At 73.3% G+C, this 6,105-nt stretch carries 6 protein-coding genes and 1 pseudogene; 4 read left to right on the forward strand and 3 right to left on the reverse strand.

Annotated features, from left to right (window positions below; genetic code table 11):
• Positions 1 to 242: 242 nt before the first annotated feature.
• Together ACFWJW_RS27665 and ACFWJW_RS27670 are read left to right on the forward strand one after the other, a co-directional pair.
• Positions 243 to 608, forward strand: coding sequence for a cupin (locus ACFWJW_RS27665; protein WP_387246482.1), 366 nt, complete (start codon positions 243 to 245; stop codon positions 606 to 608).
• A 90-nt stretch (positions 609 to 698) separates the two neighbouring features.
• A complete protein-coding gene (locus ACFWJW_RS27670; protein WP_387246484.1) occupies positions 699 to 1,529 on the forward strand; it encodes a class I SAM-dependent methyltransferase in 831 nt (276 codons plus the stop codon).
• Between the two features lie 36 nt (positions 1,530 to 1,565).
• Here the strand turns inward: ACFWJW_RS27670 and ACFWJW_RS27675 are convergent, their stop codons facing one another.
• Complete coding sequence (locus ACFWJW_RS27675; protein ID WP_387246486.1) at positions 1,566 to 2,354, reverse strand: sulfite exporter TauE/SafE family protein; 789 nt, start codon at positions 2,352 to 2,354, stop codon at positions 1,566 to 1,568.
• Between the two features lie 56 nt (positions 2,355 to 2,410).
• Here ACFWJW_RS27675 and ACFWJW_RS27680 point away from each other — a divergent pair, with 56 nt between their 5' ends.
• Positions 2,411 to 3,271, forward strand: a complete 861-nt coding sequence (locus ACFWJW_RS27680; protein ID WP_387246488.1) for an aldo/keto reductase — start codon at positions 2,411 to 2,413, stop codon at positions 3,269 to 3,271.
• Positions 3,272 to 3,310: 39 nt separating this feature from the next.
• Here the strand turns inward: ACFWJW_RS27680 and ACFWJW_RS27685 are convergent, their stop codons facing one another.
• Positions 3,311 to 3,526: a hypothetical protein gene (locus ACFWJW_RS27685; RefSeq protein ID WP_387246490.1), complete on the reverse strand. Its 216-nt coding sequence runs from the start codon at positions 3,524 to 3,526 to the stop codon at positions 3,311 to 3,313.
• A 201-nt stretch (positions 3,527 to 3,727) separates the two neighbouring features.
• Entirely contained in the window at positions 3,728 to 5,032 is a 1,305-nt protein-coding gene (locus ACFWJW_RS27690) for a ferric reductase-like transmembrane domain-containing protein (protein WP_387246501.1), read from the reverse strand.
• A gap of 746 nt (positions 5,033 to 5,778) precedes the next feature.
• Between ACFWJW_RS27690 and ACFWJW_RS27695 the strand changes: the two are divergent.
• Positions 5,779 to 6,105: pseudogene (locus tag ACFWJW_RS27695) on the forward strand (Ig-like domain repeat protein); the annotation flags it as partial.

Consider the following 6,105-nt stretch of genomic DNA (forward strand, 5'->3'; position numbering starts at 1 on the left):
CCAGCCGGCGGCACGGGTCCGCGGCACGGCCGAGCGGACTCGGCGACGCCACGGACCGCCTCGCATCGTACGGACCGGATGATCATCCCGTAAGTGACCGGCCCGCCCCGCGGCGGTATGCACCCGGACGCCGTTCACGGACTCCGGGCCCTGAGCCGGGCTCCCCGGTTGCGTCCCCCCGTGCACCGGCAACGATGGAAAGGGCAGCCCAGCCGCCGGTCCGTACGCGAAAGGCCAGCATCATGGACGATCTCGATGCGCTCGCCCGCCAGCAGCTCGACGAGGCCAGGGCCTCCACGCACGGGCGCAGTGCCCGGCTCTTCCTGCACGACGACCGGCTGCGGCAGACCGTGATCGCGCTGGTCGCGGGCGCCGCGCTGGACGAGCACAACGCGCCCCCGGCGGCGAGCCTGCAAGTCCTGCGCGGGCGGGTCCGGCTGACCGGAGCGGGCGGCGGCCAGGAGTTGATGGCCGGTCAGGTCGCCATGACGCCGCGCGAACGGCACGGTCTGCTGGCCGTGGAGGACTCGGCGGTACTGCTGACCGCCGTCACGGAGATTCCGGCCGGGGCGCGCCCTTCGGCCCTGGAGGGGGCGGACCGGCGATAGCGCGGGGCAGCCGGGGGCAGCCCGCGCCTCCCCCGTCTCTGGAATTTCTGAGTATTCACATTTTTCTGAATCTTAAGTACTCTGTACTTCATGACCAGTCCGCGTACCCACCCGCGTCCCCAGGTGCATCTCACCGAGGAGAAGGAAACCCTTCTCGCCACGCTCTACGGCCGCGCGGTCGACAGCCGAGCGAAGGATCCGATCCTCGGCGACACCACCGCCGCCGAGACCGTGCGGCGGCTCGACTACGACTTCCGAAAGATGCGGCTGAGCCCCGGCAAAGCGGCCGCAGTCGCGCTGCGCGCCCGGCAGTTGGACGTCTGGACCGCGCGCTTCCTCGCCCGGCACGAGGAGGCGACGGTGGTGCATCTGGGCTGCGGCCTCGACAGCCGCGTCCAGCGTCTCGACCCGGGGCCGGGGGTGCGGTGGTTCGACATCGACTACCCCGAGGTCATCGAGCTGCGGCGGCAGCTCTACCCGGAGCGCACGGGCTACACGGCCATCCCGTCGTCCGTGACCGACCCTGCGTGGGTGGCACGAATCCCCCCGGACCGGCCGGCGATGATCGTGGCCGAGGGACTGCTGATGTATCTGACCGAGGCGGACGGCACGGCGCTGCTGCGGCGGCTGATGGACCGGGTGCCGAGCGGTGAGCTGGCGTTCGACGCCTTCAGCAGGTTCGCGATCCGCGCCCAGTGGCTCAACCGCGTCGTGGTGAAGGCCGGCGCGCGGCTGCACTGGGGCACCGACACCGCGGGGATCGCGGCGCTGAGCCCGAAGCTGGAGATCGTCGAGAACATCAGCGCCCTGGAGATCCCCGGCATCGAGAAGCTGTCGGCGGGCAGCCGGCTGGCGGCCCGCATGGTGGCGAAGCTGCCCGGGGTGCGGGACATGGGGCGGATGTACCACTGCCGGTTCTGAGCGGCGGCGGGGTCCGCCACCCTCAGGCCGCCCCCGTCAGGCCGCCAGCCACTGGTCGTAGGCCAGCTTGCACAGCAGCGCGACGACCACGACCACCAGCACTCCACGGACGAAACCGACGCCGCGCTTGAGGGCCATCCGGGCGCCCACCATGCCCCCGGTGAAGTTGAACAGGGCGAGCAGGGCGCCCAGTTGCCACAGCACGGTGCCCTGGATCGCGAACATCGTGAGCGCGCCGACATTGGTGCAGGAGTTGACGACCTTGGCGGTGGCGGAGGCGGTGACCAGGTCCATGTGCAGCACCGCGGCGAGCGCGATGATCAGGAACGCCCCGGTCCCGGGCCCGATCAGCCCGTCGTAGAAGCCGATCCCCAGGCCCGCGATGAGGACGGCCACCAGGACGCGCCGGCGGGAGACCGGCCCCGAGGGCGCGGGGGCGGTCCCGAAGGCCGGCCGGAGCAGGATGAACACCAGCACCCCGAGCAGGACGGCCATGATCAGCGGCCGCAGTACCGCACTGTTGATCCCGGCCGCGAAGAACGCCCCGGCCAGCGAACCGGCGACCGCGGCGAGGCCGATGCGCAGCGCGGTCCGGACATCGATCGGGGCCTTGCGGACGTAGGTGACCGCGGCCGCGGTGGTGCCCACGATGGCGGTGGACTTGTTGGTCCCCAGTACGTACGCGACCGGGGCGTGCGGCAGACCGACGAGCAGCGCGGGGAGCAGCAGCAGTCCGCCACCGCCCACCACGGCGTCGATCCAGCCCGCCGCGAGCGCGGCGAGGCAGAGCAGGGTCAGGGTGAAGAGCGATATGTCAGGAGGCACCGGCTGATCTTATGAACCGGGCGCCACCTACGGGACAGCGCTTAAACTCCGAATTCATGGATACGGAAACCGTGTTGGCCGATTTCTCCCTCGGCGGGGAGCTGCCGGTCCGGCGGCTCGGCCTCGGCACCGGCGGGCTCGTCGGCCCCGGCTACTGGGGCCCCCGGCACGACGATCCGCAGCGCTCCGTCGCGCTGCTGCGCCGCGCCGTCGAGCACGGGGTCACGCTGATCGACACCGCCGACAACTACGGCCCGGACGTGGCCGAGGAGTTGGTGGCCCGCGCCCTGCATCCGTATCCCGAGGGGCTGGTGATCGCGACGAAGGGCGGGGTGGTCCGTACCGGCCCGGACGTCTGGCACCTCGCGGGGCGCCCCGAGCAGCTGCGCGCCGGCTGCGAGGCGAGCCTGCGCCGGCTGCGCACCGACACCCTCGGCCTCTACCAGCTGCACCGGCTCGACCCGGACGTACCGATGGCCGATCAGCTGGGCGCGCTGCTGGACCTCCAACGGGAGGGAAAGATCCGGCACATCGGCCTGGACTCCATCGATGCGGCCGAGCTGATCCGGGCCCGGGAGATCGCCCCCATCGCGTCGGTGCAGAACCGCTACAACCTGCTGGACCGTGCCGCCGAGGACGTCCTGGAGCTGTGCGAGCAGCACGGCATCGCGTTTCTGCCGTGGTTCCCGTTGGGGAACGGCGCCCTGACCGGTGCCGCGGGCGCGGTCCTCACCGCCGTCGCCGCCCGGCACGGCGCCACCACCGGCCAGATCGCCCTCGCCTGGCTGCTGCACCACTCCCCCGTCCTGCTCCCCACTCCGGGTACGGGCTCCCCCGCCCACCTCGACGAGAACCTGGCGGCGGGCCGGATCGCCCTCACGGACGGGGACTTGGCGCAGCTGAGCGCGTTGGCGTAGCGACAAAGACGTTCGGGCACGGTGGGGCGCCGGCGGTCCCTAGCGCTCCGCGTGGACCAGTTCCACGGCGCCGCTCCGGTCCGGGAGGCCGTACCCGGACGGCGCCCGGTCGGGGGAGGGCGGGGCGGCCGGGGCGACCGTCCGGGACACCAGGGTGGCGGCGAGCGCGCTGGCCCCCACCAGGCAGGCGGCGAGCTGACGGCGGGCCCGGACGGTGACGGCCGGGACGGTGTGCGGTTTGCGATGTCGGGCCATGGTGGCGGGTTCCTTGCGGGTCGGAGCGAGGTGAACGGCGGGCGGGATGAGCGGGGCGCGGGCCGACGAGGGGCGACGGGGACGACGGGCGGACGACGGGGGACGCCGGGCTGACACGGGACAACCGGCCGAGGCGGGACAGCGGGCCGACGAGGGACAGCGGGCCGCCGCCGGCCGGGACGGCGTACCGCTCGGCGGCCCTCAGAAGGTGAACTGCTCGGAGTGGATGCGGTCGGCCGGCACCCCGGCCCGTTCCAGGGCGGCGGCCGCGGCCCGGGACATGCCGGGCGGGCCGCACAGATAGACATCGTGTTCCGCCAGGTGCGGGACGAGCCGGCGCAGAGCCTGGGGGGCCAGCGGATCGAAGGGGCCGTCGGACGGGCCGAGGAGGTAGTGCAGCGCCGCACCGCGCGCCGCGGCGATCGCCTCCAGCTCCTCGCGCAGCACCAACTGGGCGGCGTTGCCCGCCCGGTAGAGGAGGGTGAGGTCCCCCGGGCCGCCCGGCAGGGTCTCGAAGAGCGCACGCATCGGGGTGATCCCGACCCCGCCGGCGAGCAGCAGCACCTTGCGCCGGGTCCGCCGGTGCGCGGTCAGCGCGCCGAACGGGCCGGTGGCCAGCACCCGTACGCCCGGCCGCAGCCGGCGGATCCGGCGGGTGTGGTCGCCGCACGCCTTCACGGTGATCCGCAGGGTGTCGTCACGCACGGGTGCGGAGAGCGAGAAGGGCAGGGCCGTCCGCCACAGCCGCCGGTCCAGGAACCGCCAGCGGAAGAACTGCCCCGGCTCGGCCCGCAGTGCGGTCAGCCCCAGGCCCTGCATGACGACCGAGACCACGTCCGGCCCCTCGGTCCGGACCTCGGTGACCCGCAGACCGTGCCGCAGCGCCTGCCGTACCGGCACGACCAGGCGGTACCAGACCAGCAGGGTGCCGACGGTGGTGTGCAGCAGCGTCCACAGCCAGACGGCGAGCGGTCCGCCGGCCAGATCCGGGCCGGAGAGCTGGTGGGCGAAGGCGAGGGCGGCGCCGACGTAGGTCAGCAGATGTGCGGCACGCCAGGTCTCATGGCGTACCCGGCGGCGGACCGTACGGGCCGAGGTGACGCCGGCGCCCGCCAGCAGCGCGGTACCGACGGCGGCCGCGGCCAGGCCCGGGTAGCCCATCAGGCCGACGGCGGCACCGAGGACATCGACGCCGGTATGGGCGGCGTAACCGCACAGCGCGAAGACGGTGTGGGCGAGGCACAGGGTCAGGACATGGCGGCCGCCGCGGGCGTGCCAACGGGCCAGCCGGTCGGCGCCGATGCCGTGTTCGACGGCCGGCACCCGGGCCATCAGCAGCAGCATCACCAGGATTCCGTAGCCCGCGAGCAGCCCGCTGAGGTGGGCCAGGGTGGCGAACACCGCATCGAGCCGTACCGAGGGCTCGGCCTGCACCAGCCAGAGGGCGACGACCGCCACCGCACCGCCGGCCAGCCCCCGCAGCAATGCCGTCGGCGTCAGGCGCAGCGGAGGCGCGACCGCCGGGGCCCGGCGCGGCGCGTGGGCCGGCCGGGGCGGCAGGTACCGGGGGCTGAGCCGCGAGTACAGCGGGTGGGTGGGGGGCGGGTCGGCGGGGCCCGTAGGCGGGGCACCAGGACCGGGTGCGCCGCCCGGCGCGTACCCGTCGCTGAGGCCGGCGTGGATCGTCACGGCGTCGAAAATACGGCCGCCCGGAGACCGGAAACAGCAGGTCAGTGCCTCTCCGCAGATCCTTAAGGCGGCCTTGAGGATCCGCTGACCGGCGGTTAAGAACCGCGGGTTCCGCGGGGCGCCTCCGGGCGCCGGATCTCCCCCCACGCCTCGGCCGGCCGGGCGCCCCGGCTCTCCGCGACGCGGTGCACGTCGGCGAGCGCGGCGGTCAAGCCCTCGGCCAGGAGGTGGAGTTCCCCGGCGCCACCTGCGGCGCAAGGCTGCGACGGCGCACAGTACTTGAGGCCCGGGGGCGGTACCCGCCGCGGATACGCGCTGCGCCATCCGGGCTAATCCGGTCGCCAACTATGGCGTGTCGTGCGGGCAGTCCCTTGAATCGGTGCTACCGACGGTGGGGTGCCCATCCCCTGTCGGGGGAGCAGGGACGACTGCCGTCATGCGGCGATTCTGTCCCGTTCGTCAGGGCACCCCCGGCAGGTGAGCATGTGCGGAGCGTTTCCTTTTCTCTGGCGTGCAGCAGCCCCCCACCTCCTTCGTGGAGCCTTCGAAAGGGGCTGTCCAACATGGCACTCACTGTCTCCCTCACCCCGTCAAGCGTTCCGGCTGGCGGGGTCTTCACAGCCACCGCCACCGGTGCCGTAGCGGGAGAGGCGATCACCTTCACCTACGACGCGGTAGCACCGATCACGGTGACCGCCGACGGCACCGGTTCTGCGTCCGTCACCTTGACCGCGACCACCACGGGGCCGGTGGTCGCCAGTGGTCCCACCAGTGGGTCAGCTTCAGCCCTGCTGACCGTCACCGCGGCGCCGAGCTGCGTGGTCACCCTGACCTCCTCGCCCGCCACCCCGGTCGCCGGCACGCCCGTGACCCTCACCGCCACCGTCACC

Origin of the sequence: Streptomyces sp. NPDC127097 (genome assembly GCF_042724075.1) — a bacterium.
Lineage (GTDB): Bacteria > Actinomycetota > Actinomycetes > Streptomycetales > Streptomycetaceae > Streptomyces.

Coding starts and splice junctions, on each gene's coding strand:
- ACFWJW_RS27665 (WP_387246482.1), top strand. CDS start 243: ATGGACGATCTCGATGCGCTCGCCCGCCAGCAGCTCGACGAGGCCAGG.
- ACFWJW_RS27670 (WP_387246484.1), top strand. CDS start 699: ATGACCAGTCCGCGTACCCACCCGCGTCCCCAGGTGCATCTCACCGAG.
- ACFWJW_RS27680 (WP_387246488.1), top strand. CDS start 2,411: ATGGATACGGAAACCGTGTTGGCCGATTTCTCCCTCGGCGGGGAGCTG.
- ACFWJW_RS27685 (WP_387246490.1), bottom strand. CDS start 3,526: ATGGCCCGACATCGCAAACCGCACACCGTCCCGGCCGTCACCGTCCGG.